Source organism: Rhizobium sp. RHZ02, assembly GCF_014851575.1.
In the GTDB taxonomy this organism is placed as follows: domain Bacteria; phylum Pseudomonadota; class Alphaproteobacteria; order Rhizobiales; family Rhizobiaceae; genus Rhizobium; species Rhizobium altiplani.
Genome location: NZ_JACUZX010000006.1, coordinates 194,099 through 215,448 on the forward strand (window position 1 = coordinate 194,099; position 21,350 = coordinate 215,448).

Annotated in this window: 20 protein-coding genes and 1 tRNA gene; 12 read left to right on the forward strand and 9 right to left on the reverse strand. The window is 61.1% G+C overall.

All coding sequences use genetic code 11. The annotated features are described in order from the left end of the window. The first annotated feature begins 324 nt into the window (after window positions 1-324). The 3 genes from IB244_RS12865 to IB244_RS12875 all read left to right on the forward strand — a co-directional run bounded on the left by IB244_RS12865 (window position 325) and on the right by IB244_RS12875 (window position 1,638). A complete protein-coding gene (locus IB244_RS12865) occupies window positions 325-570 on the forward strand; it encodes a hypothetical protein (protein ID WP_192304414.1) in 246 nt (81 codons plus the stop codon). 47 nt (window positions 571-617) lie between these two features. Then, window positions 618-803, forward strand: coding sequence for a hypothetical protein (locus tag IB244_RS12870; protein WP_018856617.1), 186 nt, complete (start codon window positions 618-620; stop codon window positions 801-803). Between the two features lie 136 nt (window positions 804-939). Then, window positions 940-1,638 carry a hypothetical protein gene (locus IB244_RS12875; RefSeq protein ID WP_018856618.1) on the forward strand — a complete coding sequence of 233 codons (699 nt, stop codon included), beginning with the start codon at window positions 940-942 and terminating at the stop codon, window positions 1,636-1,638. Window positions 1,639-1,662: 24 nt separating this feature from the next. Here the strand turns inward: IB244_RS12875 and IB244_RS12880 are convergent, their stop codons facing one another. After that, window positions 1,663-2,142: a hypothetical protein gene (locus tag IB244_RS12880; RefSeq protein ID WP_018856619.1), complete on the reverse strand. Its 480-nt coding sequence runs from the start codon at window positions 2,140-2,142 to the stop codon at window positions 1,663-1,665. A gap of 245 nt (window positions 2,143-2,387) precedes the next feature. Here IB244_RS12880 and IB244_RS12885 point away from each other — a divergent pair, with 245 nt between their 5' ends. Continuing rightward, complete coding sequence (locus IB244_RS12885; protein WP_025658946.1) at window positions 2,388-2,609, forward strand: hypothetical protein; 222 nt, start codon at window positions 2,388-2,390, stop codon at window positions 2,607-2,609. Between the two features lie 145 nt (window positions 2,610-2,754). Beyond that, window positions 2,755-3,075, forward strand: coding sequence for a hypothetical protein (locus IB244_RS12890; RefSeq protein ID WP_018856621.1), 321 nt, complete (start codon window positions 2,755-2,757; stop codon window positions 3,073-3,075). A 126-nt stretch (window positions 3,076-3,201) separates the two neighbouring features. On the opposite strand, the gene IB244_RS12895 is transcribed toward IB244_RS12890, so the two are convergent. Further along, window positions 3,202-3,276: transfer RNA gene (locus tag IB244_RS12895), tRNA-Val, on the reverse strand. A gap of 83 nt (window positions 3,277-3,359) precedes the next feature. After that, window positions 3,360-3,722: a response regulator CpdR1 gene (gene cpdR1, locus IB244_RS12900; RefSeq protein WP_007527565.1), complete on the reverse strand. Its 363-nt coding sequence runs from the start codon at window positions 3,720-3,722 to the stop codon at window positions 3,360-3,362. 188 nt (window positions 3,723-3,910) lie between these two features. On the opposite strand from cpdR1, the gene IB244_RS12905 reads away from it, so the two are divergent. Both IB244_RS12905 and hisN read left to right on the forward strand, forming a co-directional pair. After that, window positions 3,911-4,792, forward strand: coding sequence for an N-formylglutamate amidohydrolase (locus IB244_RS12905; protein ID WP_192304416.1), 882 nt, complete (start codon window positions 3,911-3,913; stop codon window positions 4,790-4,792). A 242-nt stretch (window positions 4,793-5,034) separates the two neighbouring features. Beyond that, complete coding sequence (gene hisN, locus IB244_RS12910; RefSeq protein WP_192304418.1) at window positions 5,035-5,808, forward strand: histidinol-phosphatase; 774 nt, start codon at window positions 5,035-5,037, stop codon at window positions 5,806-5,808. 42 nt (window positions 5,809-5,850) lie between these two features. Here the strand turns inward: hisN and IB244_RS12915 are convergent, their stop codons facing one another. Beyond that, window positions 5,851-6,825, reverse strand: coding sequence for an alpha/beta fold hydrolase (locus IB244_RS12915; protein ID WP_192304420.1), 975 nt, complete (start codon window positions 6,823-6,825; stop codon window positions 5,851-5,853). Between the two features lie 464 nt (window positions 6,826-7,289). On the opposite strand from IB244_RS12915, the gene IB244_RS12920 reads away from it, so the two are divergent. Continuing rightward, window positions 7,290-7,757 carry an Hsp20 family protein gene (locus tag IB244_RS12920; RefSeq protein WP_018859904.1) on the forward strand — a complete coding sequence of 156 codons (468 nt, stop codon included), beginning with the start codon at window positions 7,290-7,292 and terminating at the stop codon, window positions 7,755-7,757. A gap of 71 nt (window positions 7,758-7,828) precedes the next feature. Here IB244_RS12920 and IB244_RS12925 read toward each other — a convergent pair whose 3' ends face one another. Beyond that, window positions 7,829-8,833, reverse strand: coding sequence for a bile acid:sodium symporter family protein (locus tag IB244_RS12925; RefSeq protein ID WP_169682333.1), 1,005 nt, complete (start codon window positions 8,831-8,833; stop codon window positions 7,829-7,831). Between the two features lie 91 nt (window positions 8,834-8,924). On the opposite strand from IB244_RS12925, the gene IB244_RS12930 reads away from it, so the two are divergent. Next, a complete protein-coding gene (locus IB244_RS12930; RefSeq protein WP_018859906.1) occupies window positions 8,925-9,782 on the forward strand; it encodes a LysR substrate-binding domain-containing protein in 858 nt (285 codons plus the stop codon). Between the two features lie 16 nt (window positions 9,783-9,798). Here IB244_RS12930 and IB244_RS12935 read toward each other — a convergent pair whose 3' ends face one another. Continuing rightward, complete coding sequence (locus IB244_RS12935) at window positions 9,799-10,296, reverse strand: GNAT family N-acetyltransferase (protein WP_192304422.1); 498 nt, start codon at window positions 10,294-10,296, stop codon at window positions 9,799-9,801. 269 nt (window positions 10,297-10,565) lie between these two features. On the opposite strand from IB244_RS12935, the gene IB244_RS32765 reads away from it, so the two are divergent. Beyond that, entirely contained in the window at window positions 10,566-10,694 is a 129-nt protein-coding gene (locus IB244_RS32765; RefSeq protein ID WP_019280707.1) for a hypothetical protein, read from the forward strand. A 10-nt stretch (window positions 10,695-10,704) separates the two neighbouring features. Here the strand turns inward: IB244_RS32765 and IB244_RS12940 are convergent, their stop codons facing one another. Further along, complete coding sequence (locus IB244_RS12940) at window positions 10,705-11,754, reverse strand: threonine aldolase family protein (RefSeq protein WP_169682329.1); 1,050 nt, start codon at window positions 11,752-11,754, stop codon at window positions 10,705-10,707. Between the two features lie 540 nt (window positions 11,755-12,294). Between IB244_RS12940 and gltB the strand changes: the two genes are divergently transcribed. Together gltB and IB244_RS12950 are read left to right on the forward strand one after the other, a co-directional pair. Beyond that, window positions 12,295-17,016 carry a glutamate synthase large subunit gene (gene gltB / locus IB244_RS12945; RefSeq protein ID WP_018859910.1) on the forward strand — a complete coding sequence of 1,574 codons (4,722 nt, stop codon included), beginning with the start codon at window positions 12,295-12,297 and terminating at the stop codon, window positions 17,014-17,016. A gap of 222 nt (window positions 17,017-17,238) precedes the next feature. Then, the gene (locus tag IB244_RS12950; RefSeq protein WP_026372160.1) at window positions 17,239-18,693 is read left to right on the forward strand and encodes a glutamate synthase subunit beta; all 1,455 of its coding nucleotides are present in this window, start codon (window positions 17,239-17,241) and stop codon (window positions 18,691-18,693) included. Between the two features lie 118 nt (window positions 18,694-18,811). On the opposite strand, the gene IB244_RS12955 is transcribed toward IB244_RS12950, so the two are convergent. Both IB244_RS12955 and IB244_RS12960 read right to left on the reverse strand, forming a co-directional pair. After that, window positions 18,812-20,044, reverse strand: a complete 1,233-nt coding sequence (locus IB244_RS12955) for a DUF459 domain-containing protein (RefSeq protein WP_169682327.1) — start codon at window positions 20,042-20,044, stop codon at window positions 18,812-18,814. 61 nt (window positions 20,045-20,105) lie between these two features. Further along, entirely contained in the window at window positions 20,106-21,329 is a 1,224-nt protein-coding gene (locus IB244_RS12960; RefSeq protein WP_192304424.1) for a lytic murein transglycosylase, read from the reverse strand. Between the last annotated feature and the right edge of the window lie 21 nt (window positions 21,330-21,350).

The window sequence follows — 21,350 nt, forward strand, 5'->3', positions numbered from 1 at the left end:
CAAGGATGTGCGGGAAAAAAGCGACATACCACAAAGGGCATGCGCGTGAGGCATGGTGAGCTTTTTCATCAATGAAAAATCCGCCGGCTTAAGCTGCAGGCGGTACCGACATCACGAGAGCGCCGTAAAAACTCTCGCCAGAGGGGCCCGGCACCAGGTTGACCCGTCGGCCGATGTCCGAGGCCTCGGGATAAGTCGAAGGTAGTGAACTTGCCACGCCAGTCAAGGCGGCGCGATGCGGTTTGTTCTTTTCCTCGGAACTATTCGGCGCCGAGGTCGTTAGTCCTTCGTTCACCAGTGGCATGCGCAATAAAAAGGAGGCCGATGATGCACCCCTCGACCCACACTCCCGACACGCGCACGGAAAAATCGGACCGCATGAAGCGTGCGCGCCCCAACCGAATGCAAAAGGCACAAGTGCTGCCGCCGCATCACGTCGACCTGACGCTGCCGCATGGCGTTTTCGATGACGTCCATATCCCCGCTCACTGCACCGGCGGCGATCTTTCGAAAGGCGGGTCGAAGCCTGCTGCCGAGGAGGATTCCACGATCGCAAGGCCGATCCGCTGACCTATCGACGCCTGCCGCCCTGTATTATCGACAACCGGTGAGGAAAGATGAAGACGACTTTGGTGCCGCACGACATTTGCCTGAAGCACGAGATCGAATGGCAGGCGCTTCGCGCGGCCGCTGATATCCAGATCGATCTGGAAAGAATCGAGATCACGAATTCACTGAGGTCTCGTTGGAGCCCGCCGACGCACTCAAGGCCGGACTCCACGTTCCCGGGCGCCCGGCTCTAGATATCTTGTACTTTTGCGACTGCGCGCCCGTTCGCAGGAGCGTTGGATCATCACGTCTGTACCAAAATGACGTGGTCGCCAACCTTTCGGAAAGGATTGCCCGGCGATAATCCGTGTGTTCACGGGAATCGGATAGATGGCAAAGACTGCGACACGCCGCCGCAAATCATCGGCACGATCGAAGGCAAGGGGAGGCGGAAGCGCTCTCCCCTGGACAATCATCGGCGTCATCGCCGTTGGGGGCATTGCGACTTACGACAATTGGAAGAGCGTGAAGCCGATGCTGGCCACGCATGCGCCAGCCTCGATCGTCTCTCGGGCAGCGCCGGTCGCGCGAAGCGAACCTGCACGCGATCCGAGCCCGAGGCAGACCGCTTCAATCGCGCCAGTGTCCCGCATGGTGCCGCCTGCAGCCGTGCCCATTCCGGCCAAGGCACCTGTCGTCCTTGAAAAAGCGGTGCCGGTTTCCCTCTCCCCTGCGCAGGCGCAGACCGGCAAGGCCGCCTTCGGCTATTGCGGCCAGGGCGAGCACATCAACTGCGTCGCCGATGGAGGCACGTTCTGGTACAAGGGCGAGAAGATCGCCATTGCCGACGTCGTGAGCCCCGGCATTGAGACGGCCCGTTGCGACAACGAGAAGCGGCTAGGCTTCGCCGCGAAGCTGCGGCTCCTGAATATCCTGAACTCCGGATCCTTCGCGATGAACCCGGCAGGGCAGCCTGGCAAGGGCGGCGTCCCGCATGTCGTGTCTCGCGATGGTCGGTCGATCGGCGCGCAGATGATCAACGAGGGATTGGCCCGCAAACCCGGCGCAAATGGCGCGTGGTGCGCCTGAGGCGAGCCCGCGGCGTATGCCGGCCTACTTCTGCTTCGGCGCCTTGCCGTTGGTGCGAAAGCTGCCGGTAAAGGCGGTGTCCTTGCTCTCGGCCGAGCATTCGATGGCGACCGGCTTGCCGCCGTAGGGGTTACCCATCGTGCAGGTGCCGGCAACTTTGACCTGACCTGTCATCTTCTGGCCGACGCCCGTGACCACCAGGTTGAGCGGCATTCGGGCATTGCCGTTGGCAGCAGGCTTGATGGCCGTGCCGTCACCCTGGAAGCCCAGCATCTTGCCGCCCGAGGTGAAGATGAAGGTGACCTGTCCATTTACGAGCGTCACGCTCGCGAGTTCGCCTTCGCAGCCCTTCGTCGCGTCGACCTTGCCGACGACGAGCTTGGCGCATTTGCCGGTGAGCGTCAGTGCCCCCGGAGCGCCGGGGAAGTTCTGCGGGGCTGCGTCCGCTGCGGTTGTCAGTGTTGCGGCGAGCAGCGAAGCGGCGGCCAAAGTTGCCAGTCTCATCTCTATACCTCGTAGTGCTTATGTCGGCGGTGCAGTGTGTCGGCAGCGGCTTGCCATTCTTCTGTGTTCGAAATTGGTCGATAGGCTTGGCCTGTGGACTTGGCAATCGACTGCCTTCCTGCGCGGTCGTTGGTCCGGACATGAGAGCATGCGATGAAATGCCGCTTCGTCAAATTCATCGGGCGCGATAGCTACGCTTTGGTCTGGCAGCGAGACTGCCGGCCGATTCAAGATGGAGGAATGCGATGATCAGGAAAATCGCTCTGAGCGTAGCTATCCTGGCCTTCGGCGTCGCACCGGCGCTGGCCGCAAGCAGCCACTACTACGTAGAACATTCTCCGAACAACAGTAAATGCAGCGTCGTGTCGAAGCGTCCTGATGGCAAGACCGCCATGGCTATCGGCGGCGCGCACAAGACGAGGGCGCTTGCCGAGGCGGCAATGAAGTCCGCGTCCGCCTGCATGTAGCATGGGCTGCTGTTGTGCACGAAAGCCGAACGAAGCGCCCGCCCCTTGGCGGGCGTTCCGCATTGGCAAGGAATGGAGCGCCGTTTTGTTGCTTCGCCGAAAACGAGTATATTCAAGCTTCGGTCACACTTACAGGCAGGGCGAGATGGGCACGCCATTCAATAAGGCTTTCGGTGCGGGGGTCTTGGCCGCTGCGTTGATGCTTCCGTCCGCGGCATGGTCTGCCGGAGCACTGAACGTCGATGCCCGCGCTTACACGTGCAGCCAGATTTCCCAGATCATCCGCCAGAACAAGAAGGTTTTCGTCCGTTCCGGTTTCGGCGGCAGCAGCTTTCGCTATCCGCCCGCCAAATGCGGCTTGGGCTACGCGCGCACCACCGCGAATTTCCGGGATAAGACCGGCAAGCAATGCGCGCTCGACTACGCCTGCACTTACGACAGTGGGTCCTTTTACAATAACCCGTAGGTGCCGACGCAAAGGCGAAGACGGCCATCCGTCTCTTGCCGCGCGTCGGCTGCGTGCAATCAATGTTTGGGCTGGCCCAGAAACGAAAAAGGCTTAGCGGTTTCCCGCTAAGCCTTTGAATTCGAATGGTGGGCGTGACAAGGATCGAACTTGTGACCCCTACGATGTCAACGTAGTGCTCTCCCGCTGAGCTACACGCCCATCCGATGGCGGCGCATAGACCACAAACCCTTTTTGCCGTCAATAGGCTTTTTTCGGTTTTGTGACATGCTTTGCCGGAAGCCTTATGCGGCAAGCATTTTATTTACTTCCTCGACGAGGTCACGCAGGTGGAAAGGCTTGGAAAGAACCTTCGCGTCCTTCGGGGCCTTCGAATCAGGGTTGAGGGCGACGGCTGCGAATCCGGTGATGAACATCACTTTCAGGTCCGGATCGAGTTCGGTGGCGCGGCGCGCCAGTTCGATTCCGTCCATTTCGGGCATGACGATATCGGTCAGGAGCAGCGAGAAGGGTTCTTCACGAAGCCTGTCATAGGCGCTGGCGCCGTTGTCGTAGGAGAGGACCTTGTAGCCTGCCTTTTCAAGCGCCTTCACAAGGAACCGGCGCATGTCATTGTCGTCTTCTGCAAGAAGTATCTTCTGAGTCATTATCCAGACCGCTAATCAGTAATTTATGCGTTGGGCTCCAGCCATTTACACTAGAGTTCGCCCAGTAAACAACCGGTGAAGAGGCCATCCGGGCCGTCATCCCCATGAGATAGTATGGACTTGGAGTGCTGCAACTGGCAACATGGGCGAAGCAATGGCCTCCTGATGTGGTAAAGAGGGAAAAAAGGGTGCACGAAATCCCTGAATACGCACTTTTCGAGGTCCGGGAGCCTGCGTCGCACGCCATTCCATTCGTCTACAACTCGCCGCACAGCGGGCGCATCTATCCCCCCGAATTCATCGCTCAGTCCAGGCTCGAGGGCATTTCCATCCGCCGCTCCGAGGATCACTATGTCGATGAACTGTTTGCCGATGCGAGCGCGCTTGGGGCGCCGCTCCTGCTTGCAAACTTTCCGCGCGCCTATCTCGATGTGAACCGCGAGCCCTACGAGCTCGATCCGCGCATGTTCGACGGTCTGCTGCCGCCCTACGCGAACATCAATTCACTGCGCGTGGCAGGCGGGCTCGGTACCATTCCGCGCATCGTTGCCGAGAACATGGAGATCTATGCCCGTCGGCTGTCGGTGCAGGAGGGGCTCGATCGAATCGAAGCCGTCTATAAGCCATATCACGCGGCGTTGCGGCGGCTGATCGCCCGCACGCATGTCCAGTTCGGCTTCGGCGTGCTGATCGATTGCCACTCCATGCCGGGCAACGTTCGCGTCGCCGGCACCAATGCGCGGCCGGATTTCATCGTGGGCGATCGCTACGGCACCAGTGCCTCGGCCGAGCTGTCGCGTGCGGCTGTCGCCATCTTGGAGGAGATGGGCTTCACGGCAATCCGCAACAAGCCATATGCCGGCGGGTTTATCACGGAGCATTATGGCCGCCCGTCGCGTGGACTGCATGCGCTGCAGATTGAAGTGAACCGCTCGATCTATGTCGACGAAGTTACGCTGGAGAAGCGCTCCGACTTCGCCTTGGTTGCCGCAGCGATCACCGCCTTCATGCGCCAGATGGCGGTCTATGTGGCGCAGTTCGCGACCGACACCGCCCTCGCTGCCGAATAGGCCTTCAAGACATCAAAAAGAGACCGCCTCGCGGCGGTCTAAGTCTAGGGAGGAAACACCCAAGGAGGGCATTTACAGTCAAAGACTGTGGGCAAAAGCTACTATTGCGGTGCACAATTGTCAATCAAAATTTTGCAGTGCAAAAATATTGAGCAGCCGGCTAAAAGCTGCCGCTCTCGTTTGCAACGGGCGGCAATTCGGCTATGAAAAGCGGCACTCGCGCGCCACCAATGGATTCCACCATGTTGCCTGATCGCTCGTTCTTCAATCGCCTGGCGGAGGCCGCCAAGGCCGAAACGCTGCCACGGTTCCGTTCCGGACTTGACGTGACCAACAAGCTATCGAGCGGCTTTGACCCCGTCACCGAAGGCGACAGGGCGGCGGAAGTCGCCATTCGGGCGCTGATCGAGGAGCATTTCCCGGATCACGGCATTCTCGGCGAAGAGCACGGCAATGTTGGCCTGGACCGCGAATATGTCTGGGTGATCGACCCGATCGACGGTACGCGCGCGTTCATCTCCGGTGTACCGGTCTGGGGAACGCTGATCGGTCTGCAGCGAAACGGCCGGGCCGTCATGGGCATGATCGACCAGCCCTTTACTGGCGAAAGCTATTTCGCAGATGCGAACGGTTCGATCTATAACGGCCCGGAAGGGGAGCGGCGGCTGCAGGTTCGCGATTGCGGCGCACTGGCGAACGCCATTCTCTTCACCACCTCGCCGCATCTGTTTGCCGGTGTCGAGATGGAGAAATACCGTGAGATCGAGAGCCAGGTGCGGCTCTTCCGCTATGGCACGGACTGCTACGCCTACGCGCTGCTCGCCGCCGGCCATGTCGATCTTGTGATCGAAAACGGCCTGAAGCCCTACGATGTCGGTGGCATCATCCCCGTCATTGAGAATGCCGGCGGGATCATCACGACCTGGGATGGCGGGCGTCCGGAATATGGCGGCTCGATCATTGCGGCCGGCAGCCGCGCCGTCTACGAGCAGGCGATGGCGGTTCTCAATCGATAGCATCCACCGGCATTTGTCGCGGTCGCTTGGATAGAGACCGGGCTAGGTACCAAACCCTTCGACTTCCTCGACGGCCTCGGCGTCACTGCCGGGGATGAAGGCGTGAAAGGCGGCAAGCGCCGCCTTGCGGTAGACGTCGCGTTCCTGCAGCACCTCATGCCGCGCACCATTGATCGGCACGAACTGGGCGGCGCGGAAATAGCGCGAGATCCGCTCCTGCGCGATATAGGGCACGATGGCGTCGCGCGTCGGCGCGATGACGACCGTCGGGATGGTGATCGAGAACAAATGGCTCGGAGCGGTTACGCGGTCGATCGTCAGCAGCGAGTCGTGCAGCCAGCGCGCTGTCGGGGGGCCGAGCGTCAGCTCCGGATGTGCGGCGGCAACAGCGACATTGCGCTCGAAACGGGTCTCGTCCGATGTCAGAGGGTTGTCGCTGAACGGCTTCTCCTTGAGCTTGCGCGTCAGCGGGAACGAGCCGAGACCGAGCGAACAGGCGATCCCGGCAAGCGCCCGGATCGTACCTTCCGATGCTGCCTGACCTGAAAGACCAATAAAGGGTGCCGTCAGCACCATCCGCTCGATACGTGTCGATAGGTACGGGGCGGCGGACATCGCGATCAGCGCTCCGGTCGAATGCGCCAGAAGAAAGAACGGCAGGCGGGTATCCGGCAGCACGATTTTCTCGAGGAACGTGTCGAGGTCGTGCTCGTAATCGACGAAGCGGCGGACATGGCCATAGGTGCGCGTCTTCAGAAGCCGGTCCGAGCCGCCCTGGCCACGCAGATCGAAGGTCGCGACCCACAGGCCCTTGGCCGTCAGGTCGCGGATCGTCTCGAAATACTTCTCGATATACTCGTTGCGGCCCTGGAGGAGGACGACCGTACCCTTCGCCACCGGCGCGTCGGAGCGGAAGACGGCATAGCGCAGCCGATGGCCGTCATGCGTTTCGAAGAAGCCTTCGGTTCGGCTCTCCGGAGCCGGATTTTCGGGGGTCGAGAAAAGAACTTGTTCCATGGCCGATCGATCGTGTGCTTCGCGGATTCGCCTATTGAGTAAAACGGATAGCTGATTGGGCTGTCAAATCAAAGAAAAGAGGCTTGGTAACAGGCGGTGAACGTAAGCTGGCCGTTTTGCCGTCACGCCATAAAAAAAGCCGGCATGCTGAACTTGAGGTTCCGCGATGCCGGCTGGAGATCGGGCTGAAGACGAAGGGACGATACACTCCAGCCATCGGGCCAGTGTCACCCGATAGGCACGATTCCTAATCCCCTGCGCATGAATGGCTTCCGAACCGGCTGTTCATGCGGGGTTCACGCTGCGTGAGTTCCCTCCCAACGCCAGGGTCTTGAACTGCGCAAAGGCCATCCCCATCTCAATCCTGCGGGTGCCAAACGGGCCTGCTAAACCGTCCCGAAGCTGCCGATCAAGGGGTTTCAGGGGCAACTATCGCAACACGTCGCTTCCTTAAGGAGGACATCATGCGTCACGTAGACTTCTCTCCCCTTTATCGTTCGACCGTCGGTTTCGACCGTCTCTTCACCATGCTCGACAGCCTCGGCCAACCTGACCAGGGCCAGACTTATCCGCCCTACAACATCGAGCGTACTGGTGAAAACACCTACCGCATCACCATGGCCGTTGCCGGTTTCGATGAGACCGAAATCTCCATCGAGGCACAGGCTCACGCTCTCACCGTCAAGGGTGAAAAGAGCGAAGACAAGGTTGATGGCAGCGAGTTCCTCTATCGCGGCATTGCCAAGCGCGCCTTCGAGCGCCGCTTCCAGCTTGCCGACCATGTCGAGGTTACCGCCGCTTCGCTGAAGAACGGTCTTCTCCACATCGACCTGCTTCGCAGCATTCCGGAAGCAATGAAGCCGCGCAAGATCGCGATTGCGGCTGAGCCGGTCAGCGCGCCGAAGGCCATCGAGGCACAGGTCACCAACTAACCCAATCGGTCCTCCCAAGACCAAGCATGCCGGCGGCGCTCGTTTGAGCGCCGCCTTTTTGTTGTCTGCCATCAAGCCGGGCTTGCCGCTTCCTCGGTTTCTTGCGTGGTGATGCGATGTGCCGTCTTTGCCGCGTACTTCTGTGCGATGACCGCGCAAACCATCAGCTGGATCTGGTGGAACAGCATCAGCGGCAGCACGATCGCGCCGATCGATTGCCCGGCAAAAATGACGCTGGCCATCGGCGCGCCGCTGGCGAGGCTCTTCTTCGATCCGCAAAAGGTGATGGTGATCTCGTCGGCCTTGTTGAAACCGAGCAGGCGGCTGCCAAACATGGTGAAACACAATACGAAGGCAAGCAGCGCCGTGTCGGCGATGATGACGGCCGCGATGTCGGTGACCGAGAACTCGTGCCACAGCCCTTCAACGATTGCCTTGCTGAAGGCGAGGTAGACGACCATCAGGATCGAGCCACGATCAACAGGCATCAGCAGCGTCTTTTTCGCGCGGATCCAGGCCCCGATCCATGGCTGCAGCACCTGGCCGACGATGAACGGCAGCAGCAGTTGCATGAGGATTTGCCCGAGCACCTCCCATGAGAAGCCGCCATGGCCGCCGACGGAAAACAGCAGTCCGACCAGCAGCGGCGTCAGGAACATGCCGAAGATGTTCGATGCCGATGCAGAGCAGATGGCGGCCGGTACGTTGCCACCTGCCATGGAGGTGAAGGCGATCGACGACTGCACCGTCGAAGGCAGTACGCAGAGATAGAGTATGCCGAGATAAAGAGGCTTCGGCAGAATCCACTCCGGCACAAAGCCAAGGCCGAGGCCAAGGATGGGAAACAGGCCAAACGTCGTCAGCAGGATCACGAGATGCAGCCGCCAGTGCAGAACGCCGGCGATAACGACGTCGCGGGACAGGCGTGCGCCATGCAGGAAGAAGAGTAGGGCCACCGCGAGGTTCGTCGCTATGCCGAAATAGCCGGCAAAGGTGCCCGTGGCCGGCAGGAATGAGGCGAGGATGACTGTGCAGACGAGCAGGATCGTAAATGTATCGGGCAAGAAGCGGCGCATGGCTTTACTCATCGGATCGGTGGATCATTTCTCTTTCTTCCATTATGATACAGGATGCAAGGAATAACAGTTATCGTATTTCTGGATCACCATGCTCGATCTTACCCAACTCCGCAGCTTTGTTGCCGTCGAACAGATGGGAAGCTTCACGCTGGCTGCCGAACGGCTCGGTCTCGGGCAGTCGACCGTCAGCCAGCACATCCAGCGGCTCGAAAGCGCGGTCGGGCGGCGATTGCTGGCGCGCGACACCCACAAGGTAGTCATGACGACAGACGGGGAAGCGTTGCTCAGCCACGCGCGGGCGATGCTGGCGATCGAAGCGCAAGTGCAATCGCAATTCAAAGGGCAAAATCTGCGCGGCAACCTGCGGCTCGGCGTCTCCGAGGATTTCGTGACCAGCCAGCTTCCGGCGGTGCTCGAGGATTTCGTTCGCTCGCACCCCTCCGTCGATCTCGAGCTGACGGTAGCCCTGTCAGGAACGCTTTACGAAATGCAGGACAACGGCGAGATCGACCTCGTGTTGGCGAAGCGCCGGTTGGGCGATGCGCGCGGACGGCTGGTCTACCGTGAGCCGCTGGTGTGGCTGGCGCGTGATCCGGAGCATGTCTTAAGCGGTGGGCCTCTGCCGCTGATCGCGTTTCCGCCGCCGAGCGTGACGCGCAGCATCGCGCTCGAAGCCCTGGGCCGAAGCCAGGTCGCCTGGCGGATCGTCTGCACCTGCGGCAGCCTCAGCGGACTGACGGCGGCCGCACGGGCCGGCATGGGCGTGCTGGTGCAGCCGCGCAGCATGGCACCTTCCGGTCTGAAGGAGATCGGGCGCGATAGGCTTCCCATCCTCGAGGAGGTGGAGTTCGTCCTTGTGCCGCGCAAGGGCGCCGACCAGGCGCTGGTGCATGCGCTGTCGGAGGACATCCTCGGCAAGGTACGTCGTCTTGGTTCCGGCGGATGAGACCTGTTAAGGCGTCTTAAGTGGCGGTGAAGGCGTCGTGATAGCAGACTTTGCCGACAGGCAGCGGGCCATCGAACCGTTGGCGCATGAAATACTCCGCCGGCACGCCCTCGAAAATCAGATTGACGTCATTCTCGAAGCCGAAGCGCTCGTAGTAGCCGGGGTCGCCGAGAACAACGCAGCCCCCGGCGCCGATACCGGTCAGCCGCAACAGGCCGTCGCGAATGAGGTTTCCACCGATGCCCTCGTTCTGGCGGTCGGGTCGCACCGAAACCGGACCAAGCCCGTACCAGCCGTAGTCGCCACCATCGATCGTGACGGGCGAGAAGGCGACAAGTCCGATGACTGCGCCACCGTCGACGGCGACGAGCGAAATTTTCAACGCGTTGGCCTTGCGGAGCGCGTCGATGATTTCCGCCTCTGTCTGGCTACCGTATTCCATCGGCGCGAAGGCGGCCTTTGTAATCTGGCGGATCGTCGCGATGTCGCTCGGCTGTTCAGGACGGATTTCCATCGGCGTTCTCTAGTCGTCTTCAGGTATCAGGGCATGGCCCGTGATAGCGCGACCTCGGCATGGTGGCCAGCAGATCGGCAATCAATCATGGTCCGATCACGCAATAACGCTTCGTTGCCGCGCAATGTTCATTCGCTGCCTCGCCCAAAAGTTAATGGCCTGCTTGCCATCTTAAGGTGCCCTCAACCGTACCACTTAGGCATCTGGTTAGGTTCGGAGCCTAGGCTCGGATCACCATGGTCGATCTTCGGGGCAAGGAGAACGGACCGATGACGTATGGTGTACTCTTCGTATCCGGGCTGGTTGCCTGTGTGATGCTGATTGTCGTGGCAGGACACGACGCGAAAACGACGGATGGTGGCAAGCCGCAATCCGCCGTGACAGGCCATCAGAATTGAGGCTCAGAACTCAGTTTGCGAGGCAGTCCAGGAAACCATCGACATCTGCCTCGCTGGTCGCAAAGCTGGTGACGAGGCGGATCAGCGTCTCATCCCGGCCGACAAGCTCGGGTGTGGCCGGTGGCACCGGCCATTCATAGAACTTCGCGCCCTTTTCTTGTGCCGTTTTCGCCGCGCCTTTCGGAATGACGGCGAAGACTTCGTTGGCCGAGGTCGGCCACGCCAGCCGGGACGCGTTGCTCGCGGTGATGCCCGCGCGCAGACGATCGGACATACCGTTCGCATGGCGGGCGAGATCGAGCCAGAGATCGTGCTCGAAATAGGCATCGAACTGGGCGGCGATGAAGCGTGACTTCGAGAACAGCTGGGCGGCGCGCTTGCGGATGAACGGCATCTCCTTGGCCTGCTCCGGATTGAGGAAGACGATCGCTTCCGCGCACCAGCAACCGTTCTTCGTGCCGCCGAAGGACAGCATGTCGATGCCGCGCTTCCAGGTCATCTCGGCCGGGCTGACACCAAGGGAGACGAGGGCATTGGCAAAGCGCGCGCCGTCCATATGAAGCGGCAGCCCGTCCTTTCGGGCGATCGCAGCGATCTCGTCGATCTCCGTGAGCGAGTAGACCGTTCCGGCTTCCGTTGCCTGAGTGATCGTGACCGCCGTTGCCCGCCCGTGCTGCACTGCCGTCTGCGGGAACTCCGCGATCCTTTCCCTGAGTTTTTCCGGGTCGATCTTTCCTTCCGGGCCAGGAACGCCGAGCAGGCGGGCACCGCTGAAGAAGTCGGGTGCGCCGCATTCGTCCGCAATCACATGTGCTTCGGAATGGCAGAAGGTGATGCCGCCCGGCCGTTGGACGCTCGCGAGCGACAAGGAGTTCGCTGCTGTGCCGGTGCCGACGAAAAGAACGGCGACTTCACGCTCGAAGACTTCTGCAAAGCGGCGCTCGACACGCCGGTCGAGATCACTTGCGCCATAGGCCGCGGCAAAGCCGTCGGATTCCCTGAGCAGACGTTCGGCGATGGATCGATGGGCGCCTGCCCAGTTGTCGGATGCAAAATACATGAAAGGAGACCGCTTGGGATGTGGTGGAGGATCAGGTTCGGCGGCGACATTACGCCAACGCTCCGGCTGGTCAAAGGGGCGGCGTGAAATCCATCACAAAAATTGACGTCGGCAATCAATAAACAAAATAATGCGTAAACGTGTAATTTTATGTCTTGCCGATAGGCTGTTTGAGCAATATTAGGTCGCAAACTGCCGATTTTTTGAATCTGCACTCTTGCGAAGGCTGGATGTTTCTGGCATACATCAAGCGAATTAGGACAGTGTTGTTGTCCTATTTTGGCCGCGACGGCCGAAGAGGCGCCAAAAAACCTTACACTCGTGGGGTTTCACGCTATAGTTCTTCAAAAGCGGGTAAGAGCCCGCATGCGGAGGCGGATGGCAGGCGCGGTAGCGCAACGGTGCTTTCCCTGGAGAGCCTGCCGCCGGCGACCGGATCTTCGATAATGCAACAGCGCTGTCACGCGCCGAACCTAGGATCAGGGACGGCGCGGGACAAGAAGCCGCCCGCGGCCCCGCGGGCTCTGACAGGAGGGAAAGATGACGAAGACGCCATCCACGGGTTTTGACCAGTTCGCAGCAGCAACGACGCGCGCGACGGCCAACACGCGTAAATTCGCCTCCGGTCTGCCGCGAAAACAGGGGCTTTACGACCCACGCAACGAGCACGATGCCTGCGGCGTCGGCTTTGTCGCCCATATGAAGGGTCAGAAGTCGCACCAGATCGTCAAGGACGGTCTCTTCATTCTCGAGAACCTGACGCACCGCGGTGCCGTCGGCGCCGACCCCCTTATGGGTGATGGCGCGGGCATTCTCGTGCAGATCCCGGACCGCTTCTTCCGTGAGGAAATGGCCAAGCAGGGCATCACCCTGCCGAAGGTCGGCGAGTACGGCATGGGTCACATCTTCATGCCGCACGACGAAAAGCAGATCGCGCATTTCAAGAAGGTGATCCAGGACGTCATCACCGATGAAGGCCAGGTCTTCATCGGATTCCGCGACGTGCCCGTCGACAACTCCTCGCTGTCGAAGGCGCCCGACATCGCCGCCACCGAGCCGCATCACGTTCAGGTCTTCATCGGCGCTGGCAAGGACGCGGCGACGAACGACGAGTTCGAGCGCCGCCTGTTCACGCTCCGCAAGGTGATCTCCAACCGCATCTACGACGAGTTCGACGGCGAGGAGAGCAACTTCTACCCGGTGTCGCTGTCGTCGGCGACCGTCGTCTACAAGGGCATGTTCCTGGCCTATCAGGTCGGTGCCTACTACAAGGACCTGTCGGACCCGCGCTTCGAGTCCGCGGTTGCCCTCGTGCACCAGCGCTTCTCGACCAACACCTTCCCGTCCTGGAAGCTGGCGCACCCTTACCGCATGGTCGCCCACAACGGCGAAATCAACACGCTGCGCTCCAACGTCAACTGGATGGCGGCGCGCCAGGCATCGGTGTCTTCGCCGCTCTTCGGTGAGGATATCTCCAAGCTCTGGCCGATCTCGTATGAAGGCCAGTCGGACACTGCCTGTTTTGACAACGCGCTCGAGTTCCTCGTGCGCGGCGGCTACTCCATGGCACATGCCGTGATGATGCTGATCCCGGAAGCCTGGGCCGGCAACCAGTCGATGGCGGCCGAGCGGAAGGCATTCTACGAATACCATGCGGCCCTGATGGAGCCGTGGGACGGACCGGCTGCTGTCGCCTTCACCGATGGCAAGCAGATCGGCGCGACGCTCGACCGTAACGGTCTGCGCCCGGCCCGCTATCTCGTCACGTCAGACGACCGCGTCATCCTCGCTTCGGAAGCCGGCACGCTGCCGGTGGCTGAAGAGGATATCGTGCAGAAGTGGCGCCTGCAGCCGGGCAAGATGCTGCTGATCGACATGGAGAAGGGCCGCATCGTTTCCGACGAGGAAGTGAAGTCCGAACTCGCGACCAAGCATCCTTACCGCAACTGGCTGGATCGCACTCAGCTCATCCTCGAAGACCTGAAGCCGGTCGAGCCGCGTGCGCTGCGCCGCGACGTGTCGCTGCTCAACCGCCAGCAGGCTTTCGGCTACACGACCGAAGACACCAAGATCCTGATGTCGCCGATGGCGACCACGGGCCAGGAAGCCGTCGGCTCGATGGGCACGGACACGCCGATCTCGGCCATGTCGGAAAAGTCGAAGCTGCTCTACACCTACTTCAAGCAGAACTTCGCGCAGGTTACCAACCCGCCGATCGACCCGATCCGCGAAGAGCTCGTCATGAGCCTCGTTTCGTTCATCGGGCCGCGTCCGAACATTCTCGACCATACCGGCATGGCAAACGCCAAGCGCCTGGAAGTGCGTCAGCCGATCCTTACCAACGGCGATCTCGAAAAGATCCGTTCGATCGGTCACACGGAAGACCGCTTCGACACGAAGACGCTCGACTTCACCTATGATGTCGAGCGTGGCGCCGAAGGCATGCCTGAGATGCTCGATCGCCTCTGCGAGCGCGCGGAAGCGGCCGTCAAGGGCGGCTACAACATCATCGTTCTCTCCGACCGCCAGATCGGGCCTGATCGTATAGCGATCCCGGCACTGCTGGCGACGGCTGCCGTGCACCATCACCTGATCCGCAAGGGTCTGCGCACCTCGGTCGGCCTCGTCGTCGAGACCGGCGAGCCGCGCGAAGTGCATCACTTCTGCCTGCTCGCAGGTTACGGCGCCGAAGCGATCAACCCTTATCTTGCCTTCGACACGCTGCTCGACATGCATGCCAAGGGCGAGTTCCCGAAGGAAGTGGACGCCTCCGAAGTTGTCTACCGCTACATCAAGGCGGTCGGTAAGGGCATCCTCAAGGTCATGTCGAAGATGGGCATCTCGACCTATCAGTCCTATTGCGGCGGTCAGATCTTCGATGCGATCGGCCTGCAGCAGGAACTGGTTGACAAGTACTTCTTCGGTACCGCGACGATGATCGAAGGCGTCGATCTCACGGCGATCGCCGAAGAGACTGTTGCGCGTCACACCTCCGCCTTCGGCAAGGATCCGCTGCTCGCGACCACGCTCGATATCGGTGGCGAATATGCCTACCGCATGCGCGGTGAAAGCCATGCCTGGACTCCGGATGCGGTGGCCACACTGCAGCACGCCGTTCGCGGCAATGCCGAGGACCGCTACCGCGAGTTCGCCGAGATGGTGAACACCTCGGCCTTGCGCATGAACACCATCCGCGGCCTCTTTAACATCAAGAGCGCCGAACAGCTCGGCCGCGAGCCGGTTTCGGTCGATGAGGTCGAGCCTGCTGCCGATATCGTCAAGCGTTTCTCGACGGGCGCGATGTCCTTCGGCTCGATCTCCCGCGAGGCGCACACGACGCTCGCGATCGCGATGAACAAGATCGGCGGCAAGTCAAACACCGGCGAAGGTGGCGAAGAGTCCGACCGCTACATGCCGCTGCCGGATGGTTCGTCGAACCCCGAGCGTTCGGCGATCAAGCAGATCGCGTCGGGACGTTTCGGTGTCACGACCGAATATCTCGTCAACGCCGATATGCTGCAGATCAAGGTCGCGCAGGGCGCAAAGCCCGGCGAGGGTGGCCAGCTGCCCGGCCACAAGGTCGACGCGACCGTTGCCAAGACACGTCACTCGACCCCGGGTGTCGGCCTTATCTCGCCGCCGCCGCACCATGACATCTATTCGATCGAAGATCTGGCGCAGCTGATCTACGACCTGAAGAACGTCAACCCGACGTCCGATGTCTCGGTCAAGCTCGTCTCGGAAGTCGGCGTCGGCACGGTCGCCGCCGGCGTTGCCAAGGCGCGCGCCGACCACATCACCGTCTCCGGCTTCGACGGTGGCACCGGCGCATCGCCGCTGACCTCGCTGAAGCATGCCGGTTCTCCGTGGGAAATCGGCCTTGCCGAGACGCAGCAGACGCTTGTCTTGAACGGCCTGCGTTCGCGTATCGCCCTGCAGGTCGATGGCGGTCTGAAGACCGGCCGCGACGTCATTATCGGTGCGCTTCTCGGTGCCGACGAATTCGGCTTCGCGACCGCGCCGCTCATCGCCGCCGGCTGCATTATGATGCGCAAGTGCCACCTGAACACCTGTCCTGTCGGCGTTGCCACGCAGGATCCGGTCCTGCGCAAGCGCTTCAAGGGCACGCCTGAGCACGTCGTCAACTACTTCTTCTTCGTCGCCAACGAAGTGCGCGAAATCTTGGCCTCGCTCGGCTTCACCAAGCTCGATGACATCATCGGCGCTTCGGAGCTGCTCGAGAAGGACGAGATGCTGGCGCATTGGAAGTCCAAGGGCCTCGACTTCAGCCGCATCTTCCACAAGGTCGAGGCGCCGAAGGATGCGACCTACTGGACATCACGCCAGAAGCACCCGATCGACGACGTTCTCGACCGCAAGCTGATCGCGGAGGCCGAGCCGGCACTGTCTTCGAAGACCCCTGTGTCCTTCGAGGTCGATATCAAGAACGTCGACCGTTCGGCTGGCGCGATGCTGTCCGGCGAAGTCGCCAAGCGCTACAACCACCGCGGCCTCAAAGACGACACGATCAACGTGACGCTCAAGGGCACGGCCGGCCAGTCGTTCGGCGCCTTCCTGGCACGCGGCATCACATTCAATCTGGTCGGTGACGGCAATGACTATGTCGGCAAAGGCCTCTCGGGCGGCAAGATCATCGTCCGGCCACCTGAGAATTCGAAGATCGTCGCGGAAGAGTCGATCATCGTCGGCAACACCGTTCTCTATGGTGCGACCGAAGGCGAGTGCTACTTCCGCGGTGTCGCGGGCGAGCGCTTCGCGGTCCGCAACTCGGGTGCGATCGCCATCGTCGAAGGCGTGGGCGACCACGGCTGCGAATACATGACGGGTGGCGTGGTGGTCGTTCTCGGCCAAACGGGCCGTAACTTCGCGGCCGGTATGTCCGGTGGCGTTGCCTACGTACTCGACGAGGCCGGCGATTTCGCCAAGCGCTGCAACATGGCGATGGTCGAGCTCGAGCCGGTTCCTGAGGAGGACGACATGCTGGAGAAGCTGCATCATCACGGCGGCGACCTCATGCACAAGGGACGCGTCGACGTCTCCGGTGACATGACGCGCCACGATGAGGAGCGCCTCTACCAGTTGATCTCCAACCACCTGCACTATACGGGCTCCACCCGCGCCAAGCAGATCTTGGACAACTGGGCCGACTACCGTCCGAAGTTCCGCAAGGTCATGCCGGTCGAGTACCGCCGTGCGCTTGAAGAAATGGAACGCGCCCGCATGGGAATTGCGGCCGAGTAAATACGCTTACTTCCGTTGCGCCGGCGAAGGCTGGCGCGGCGGATGACCGAAATATCTCAATGACCCACGGATCGGCAGCAGCCTCAGGCAGCGCAGACGCGTGGATAGCACTCAAGGGATATGCTGGATGACGGTCGAAAGAAGCAACTTGCCTCCACTGTCGAGGCTGACGATGGACAACTGGCCGCAGGCGAGGCGGTCATGAGTGTAAGGGACGAAAATATGGGTAAGGTCACAGGGTTTCTGGAAATCGACCGGCAGGTGGCAAAGTATCAGCCTGCCTCGGATCGCATCCGGCATTTCCGCGAATTCACGATCCCGATGTCGGACCAGGAAGTGCAGAAACAGGCAGCGCGCTGCATGGACTGTGGCATTCCCTATTGCCATGGGCCAACCGGCTGCCCTGTTCATAACCAGATCCCGGATTGGAACGACCTCGTCTACAACAACAACTGGGAAGCGGCGATCCAGAACCTGCATTCGACGAACAACTTCCCGGAGTTCACCGGCCGCGTCTGCCCGGCGCCCTGCGAGGAAGCCTGCACGCTGAACCTCGAGGACACGCCGGTTGCGATCAAGACCGTCGAACAGGCGATCGCTGACAAGGCCTACGAGCTCGGCTTCATCCGTCCGCAGCCGGCAACGGTTCACACCGGCAAGAAGGTTGCGATCGTCGGTTCCGGCCCGGCCGGCATGGCGGCTGCACAGCAGCTCGGCCGCGCAGGGCATGAGGTTCACGTGTACGAACGCGAAAGCAAGCCCGGCGGCCTGCTGCGCTACGGTATCCCTGACTTCAAGATGGAAAAGAACTTCATCGATCGCCGCGTCGAGCAGATGAAGGGCGAAGGCGTCACCTTCCACTGTGGCGTCAATGTCGGTGTCGACGTGAAGGTCGAGCAGCTGCTCGCAGACCACGATGCGGTTCTCTATTGCGGCGGTTCTGAAACGCCACGCGAAGCGGGTATCCCGGGCATCGAGCTTTCGGGCGTCCATGACGCGATGCCCTACCTCGTGCAGCAGAACAAGCGCGTCGGCCGTGAAAACATCGACAGCGTCGGCTGGGCCTCTGACCCGATCCTCGCCGGCGCCAAGCATGTCGTCGTCGTCGGCGGTGGCGATACCGCATCGGACTGCGTCGGTACGGCGTTCCGCCAGGGCGCGGTGAAGGTCACGCAGCTCGACATCCGCCCGCAGCCGCCGGAGAAGGAAGACAAGCTCGCTGTCTGGCCGTTCTGGGCAACGAAGATGCGCACGTCGTCCTCGCAAGCGGAAGGCGCAATTCGCGAGTTCCAGGTGGCAACACTCGAGTTCGTCGGTGAAGATGGCGTTCTGACCGGCGTGAAGTGCTGCGAAGTCGACGAGCGTCGCAAGCCGATCGCCGGCACCGAGTTCATCATCAAGGCCGACCTCGCTTTCATCGCGATCGGTTTCAGCGGCCCGTTCAAGGACAGCGTGCTCAAGGAACTCGACGGCAAGCTCACGCTCAACACCGACCGTCGCGGCTCGACCAACGTCGTTGCCGACGACCGCGACTACAAGACCTCGGTCGACAAGCTCTGGACGGCGGGCGACGTGCGCCGCGGTCAGTCGCTGGTGGTCTGGGCGATCCGCGAAGGCCGCCAGGCCGCCCGCGCCATCGACGAAGCCCTGATGGGCTCGACGGTTCTGCCGCGGTAAGCGACACAGTTGATGATTGGATTTTGGGCCGCTCTGAGCGGCCCTTTTTCGTTTGGTGAGCCTCGCGTTCGACTGAGATCAAGAGCGCGTTTTTGGAGCGCGGCTTCATGCAGCCGGGCTATTTGATGGTGACCTGAGCGGTGGGCTTCACAGGAGCCATGCGATAGTCATCGACGCGGCCAACAGGGGGAGCCGCCATCTCGCCATCCTGAACCAGAAGATCACGTGGCGACTTGGTGGCACTGACCGGGAGTGCCCTGCCGCCAAGAAGTTCCGCGCCGCCATCCAGGTTGGGATCGGAGAGGCTGATCGGCTCGGTGCGGCCGGGCATTGCCACAGCGTCGATCACCGGCGCATTGCCCGCGTCAAGGCGGACGAGGTCCGGGCTTGCCTGTACCCCGAGAATGCGGCGCACGGGCTTTTCGACATAGAAGGCAAGCTTGCGCCGGCCTGCTTCCGTGAGGTTGATGCCATCCGAGGTGCGTAGGCGGACCTGCTGGCCGTTGATATCCGAGCCGGTGACGATGAAGTCGCCGCCTTCGCTGACGAAACCGTCCCAGATGTCGACGAACTCGCCGCCGACGCTCTCCATCTGCTTGCGGAACAACTGGTTAAGCTGCACGGCATCGGCGGTCATCGCAGGCGAATCGAAGGCGGGTAGTCCGACCCAGAGCAGCGGAATCTTGCGGCTGGTGACCTGCTGGCCGAAGGCCACGACGCGGCGCTGATATTCGGAATACCAACCGTCGGTCCTGAATTTCTCCTTGCCGATATCCGTCACCATCTGCTGGCGGTCATTCGCGCCGAGCATGACGATGACCATGGCGGGCTTCGCCTCGTCCATGAATTTTGTCAGCTGTTGCGGCCAGTCATAGTAGTCGTCTCGGACCAGACCCGAGGCGACGTTGCTATGTGTCTCGACCACGACGCCGGGAGAATCCTTGAAAGCAGCGTCCATGCCGACGCCAAGACCGCCGGCGAGAAAATCGCCGACGACGAGGATCTTCTGGGCGTTGGCAAGCTTCTCGACCGCCTTTTCCTCAACGACGACGGGAGCGGCGGGACGGGGAGCCGCAGCCGCCTTCGGCGACGGCGCTTTCCTTCTCGGCGCAGGCTGTCGCTGCGGCGCGTTCTGAGACGGTGCCTGTGGCGGATATTCCTGGATGTAGCGACGGCCAAAGAAAAAATCGAGAATCGAGCGGCGATAGTAATACCGCTCCTGCGCATCGGCCACGTGCACCGGCAGCGCGCTGAAGACGAGCACCAACGTTGCGGTGCCAATCGCACCCCAGCGGAGCGTTGCCCGGTGTACTCGTTTACGCATAATCAGCAGCCTCGCATCTGCCGGCATTCTCGCATGGAGCGGGAACTCGCGTCCACACTCCAAAAGTGTATGTTGCCGATTATTCCGTCTACTTGCGAAGCGCGTTCAGGAGCGGCAGCGATGGCTCACCGTCCTGCTGCATTCCGATGCGAGCCTGGACCGCGGCAATCGCGGCCTTGGATCCGCTGCCGAAGTTCCCGTCGACCTCGCCGTCGTAATAACCGAGTGTCTTCAGGCGCGTCTGCAGTTCGAACTTTTGCTTCATATCAAGCGTACCGTTCGGTCGTGGCCAGGGCTGCTTCATGCCGCCGTAGCCGGCGATCTCGTCCGCCAGCAGTCCGACCGCAATCGCGTAACTGTCCGACGCGTTGTAGTTCTTGATGGTGAAGAAATTGCTGGTCATCAGGAAGCCCGGGCCATCGGGGCCGGCCGGCATCTTGAGCACGGCCTTGCTGCCGCCATCGCGGAAGCTCTTGCCGTTCGGCCGGCTAAGGCCGAGGGAGGCCCACTGCGCCAGTGTATGCGTTTTACCGACCTGTTTTCTGGCATTCGGCGGCACGACCACTTCATAGCCCCAGGTTTTGCCGGCATCCCACCCGTTTTTCCGCAGCAGGTTGGCGGACGTGGCGAGAGCATCAGGCACGGAGTTCCAGATGTCGCGATGTCCGTTGTCGTCGGCGTCGACCGCATAGAGCAGGTAGCTTGTCGGAATGAATTGGGTGTGGCCCATGGCGCCGGCCCAGGAGCCGGTCATGCCATCGGGCGAGATATCGCCATTCTGCAGGATCTTCAGCGCCGCAATGAGTTGCTTCTTGGCGAACTTCGCGCGGCGTTCGTCGGCATAGGCGAGGGTCGCCAAGGCGCGCGGCACGTAGTGCAGGCGGTCGTCCTTGTCGAGAACTGCGCCATAATTGGATTCCATCGACCAGATGGCCAGGAGAATCGTCTTGTCCACACCAAACTGGCGTTGAACCGCATTCAGCGTCGAGGCATGTTTGGCGGCCATCTGACGGCCGATCTGCACCGTGTACGGATTTACACGGGAATCAACGTAGTCCCAGATTTTCGTTGTAAATTCAGGCTGATAGGCAGCCTTTTCCAGCACTGTCGGATCCGGATCGCTGACGCCTGAGAAGGCTTTGCGATAGGTTGCCTTGCTGATGCCATTTTGAGCGGCAGTTTGATAGAAGTCCGCGATCCACTTCTGGAACCGCTGATCTGCTTTCGCGTTGATGGGGGCCAGGCCGGCGGACGCGGTCACGATGAGTGCAATAGCAAGACCACGAAGGGAATTTCTGTGATTTTGAGTCATCGGCGGTCATCCGTCCTTTCG